Source organism: Kribbella sp. VKM Ac-2566, assembly GCF_004366005.1.
GTDB lineage: Bacteria > Actinomycetota > Actinomycetes > Propionibacteriales > Kribbellaceae > Kribbella > Kribbella pratensis.
In genome coordinates, this window is the sequence record NZ_SODT01000004.1 from 1 (window position 1) to 3,567 (window position 3,567).

General features: G+C 55.5%; 2 rRNA genes (1 of these 2 only partly in view). Both read left to right on the plus strand.

The window, feature by feature from the left end:
• Positions 1–263 precede the first annotated feature (263 nt).
• Positions 264–1,788 (plus strand): 16S ribosomal RNA (locus tag EV647_RS03025).
• Between the two features lie 493 nt (positions 1,789–2,281).
• Positions 2,282–3,567: ribosomal RNA gene (locus EV647_RS03030) — 23S ribosomal RNA — on the plus strand (it continues 1,618 nt past the right edge of the window).
• The 16S and 23S rRNA genes sit together here, the layout of an rRNA operon.

Here is a 3,567-nt window from a genome sequence, read left to right on the forward strand (position 1 = left end):
GCGGTGTGCGTCCGATTCTTGAGAACTCAACAGCGTGCCGAAAGTCAATGCCGAAATTGTAGTATCCCCGTTCACAGGCATTGGATGATTCTTCTACCCTGGTCTCTTCGAGGTTTTGGGTGGTGGGTTGTCTGTGTTTTGTGGCGGATTCCTTTGAAATTTATACGGATAACAATAGCCAGTAATGGTTTTGTTTCTGATTCAAAGGATCAGTTCGATGTTGTTGACTCTCCGGGCCTTTGGGTCTGGGTTGTCTATATTTTTCAACGGAGAGTTTGATCCTGGCTCAGGACGAACGCTGGCGGCGTGCTTAACACATGCAAGTCGAGCGGTAAGGCCCCTTCGGGGGTACACGAGCGGCGAACGGGTGAGTAACACGTGAGCAACCTACCCTCAACTTTGGGATAAGCCTCGGAAACGGGGTCTAATACCGGATAATACCGATTGCCTCATGGTGGTTGGTTGAAAGTTCTGGCGGTTGGGGATGGGCTCGCGGCCTATCAGCTTGTTGGTGGGGTAATGGCCTACCAAGGCGTCGACGGGTAGCCGGCCTGAGAGGGCGACCGGCCACACTGGGACTGAGACACGGCCCAGACTCCTACGGGAGGCAGCAGTGGGGAATATTGCGCAATGGACGAAAGTCTGACGCAGCAACGCCGCGTGAGGGATGACGGCCTTCGGGTTGTAAACCTCTTTCAGCAGGGACGAAGCGAGAGTGACGGTACCTGCAGAAGAAGGACCGGCCAACTACGTGCCAGCAGCCGCGGTAATACGTAGGGTCCGAGCGTTGTCCGGAATTATTGGGCGTAAAGGGCTCGTAGGCGGTTCGTCACGTCGGGAGTGAAAACTCGGGGCTTAACCCCGAGCCTGCTTCCGATACGGGCAGACTAGAGGTAGGCAGGGGAGAGCGGAACTCCTGGTGTAGCGGTGGAATGCGCAGATATCAGGAAGAACACCGGTGGCGAAGGCGGCTCTCTGGGCCTTACCTGACGCTGAGGAGCGAAAGCGTGGGTAGCGAACAGGATTAGATACCCTGGTAGTCCACGCCGTAAACGTTGGGCGCTAGGTGTGGGGGACATTCCACGTCCTCCGTGCCGCAGCTAACGCATTAAGCGCCCCGCCTGGGGAGTACGGCCGCAAGGCTAAAACTCAAAGGAATTGACGGGGGCCCGCACAAGCGGCGGAGCATGCGGATTAATTCGATGCAACGCGAAGAACCTTACCTGGGTTTGACATATAGGGAAATCCTCCAGAGATGGGGGGTCCGTAAGGGTCCTATACAGGTGGTGCATGGCTGTCGTCAGCTCGTGTCGTGAGATGTTGGGTTAAGTCCCGCAACGAGCGCAACCCTCGTCCTATGTTGCCAGCACGCCCTTCGGGGTGGTGGGGACTCATAGGAGACTGCCGGGGTCAACTCGGAGGAAGGTGGGGATGACGTCAAGTCATCATGCCCCTTATGTCCAGGGCTTCACGCATGCTACAATGGCCGGTACAAAGGGCTGCGAAACTGTAAGGTGGAGCGAATCCCAAAAAGCCGGTCTCAGTTCGGATTGGGGTCTGCAACTCGACCCCATGAAGTCGGAGTCGCTAGTAATCGCAGATCAGCAACGCTGCGGTGAATACGTTCCCGGGCCTTGTACACACCGCCCGTCACGTCATGAAAGTCGGCAACACCCGAAGCCGGTGGCCTAACCCTTGTGGAGGGAGCCGTCGAAGGTGGGGCTGGCGATTAGGACGAAGTCGTAACAAGGTAGCCGTACCGGAAGGTGCGGCTGGATCACCTCCTTTCTAAGGAGCATTCGGCGATCGACCCGTAAGGGTGGGTTGTCAATTCGTCGTTTCCTGGACATCCGTTCCAGGGCGGCGGTGCTTCGGAATGTGGAACATTGACCATTAGATGTGCAGCGAGATCGGCTGTTGTTAGTACTGCAACTCTTCGGGGTTGCGTGGAACGCGGAGCTGGTGGAGTGAATCGTCGAGGCGCGCTGTTGGGTCCTGAGGGATCGGGCCCAGCCAACAGGACGTGATGTTCTGGGGGTTGGTTCTGTTTCTTCTAGGGTCACTGTCACACTGACGTTGGTTGGTGTGGTGGGTGGCTGGGGCCGGCTCTCACCAAACTGCTGGTGGGGTTCATCTGCTGGGTGTGTTGTTTCCCTGGTGGTTTGTTCCTTGTCTGGTGTGTGGTGGTTTAGGGTTGGTGTTCCTGCCCGTATTTTGAGAACTGTATAGTGGACGCGAGCATCTCTTTGTAGCGTAATTTTGTCTTTTGTTGTTTGTTTTGTGACAAGCTACTAAGGGCAATCGGTGGATGTCTTGGTACCAAGAGCCGATGAAGGACGTTGGAGCCTGCGATAAGCCCCGGGGAGTTGGCAACCGAGCTGTGATCCGGGGGTGTCCGAATGGGGAAACCCAGCTGGCATTCTAAAGCCAGTTACCAGTGCCTGAACACATAGGGTTCTGGAGGGAACGCGGGGAAGTGAAACATCTCAGTACCCGCAGGAAGAGAAAACAATAGTGATTCCGTGAGTAGTGGCGAGCGAAAGCGGATGAGGCTAAACCATGTGCGTGTGATAGCCGGCGTGCGTTGCGCATGTGGGGTTGTGGGAGCATTCTGGGCCTAATGCCGTGGGTCCGAAGAGTTATAAATCGCTGTTGAAGTCGAATCTTCTGGAATGTTGAGCCGTAGTGGGTTATAGCCCTGTAGGCGTAAGACAGTGACTCTTGAGTGTTTTCCCAAGTAGCACGGGACTCTTGAAATCCCGTGTGAATCTGGCGGGACCACCCGCTAAGCCTAAATACTTCTTGGTGACCGATAGCGGACTAGTACCGTGAGGGAAAGATGAAAAGTACCCCGGGAGGGGAGTGAAATAGTACCTGAAACCGATTGCCTACAATCCGTCGGAGCATGTTCCTTGTGAATGTGTGACGGCGTGCCTTTTGAAGAATGAGCCTGCGAGTTAGTGGTGTGTGGCGAGGTTAACCCGTGTGGGGTAGCCGTAGCGAAAGCGAGTCTGAATAGGGCGTTTTAGTCGCATGCTCTAGACCCGAAGCGGAGTGATCTATCCATGGGCAGGTTGAAGCGTGGGTAAGACCGCGTGGAGGACCGAACCCACCAGGGTTGAAAACCTGGGGGATGACCTGTGGATAGGGGTGAAAGGCCAATCAAACTCCGTGATAGCTGGTTCTCCCCGAAATGCATATAGGTGCAGCGTCGCGTGTTTCTTACCGGAGGTAGAGCACTGGATGGTCTAGGGGGCTTACCGGCTTACCGAAATCAGCCAAACTCCGAATGCCGGTAAGTGAGAGCGCGGCAGTGAGACTGCGGGGGATAAGCTCCGTAGTCGAGAGGGAAACAGCCCAGATCACCAGCTAAGGCCCCTAAGCGATTGCTAAGTGGAAAAGGATGTGGAGTTGCCCAGACAACCAGGAGGTTGGCTTAGAAGCAGCCACCCTTGAAAGAGTGCGTAATAGCTCACTGGTCAAGTGATTCCGCGCCGACAATGTAGCGGGGCTCAAGCAATCCGCCGAAGCTGTGGCACTCACATATGTACTCGGCACAGACTTGGT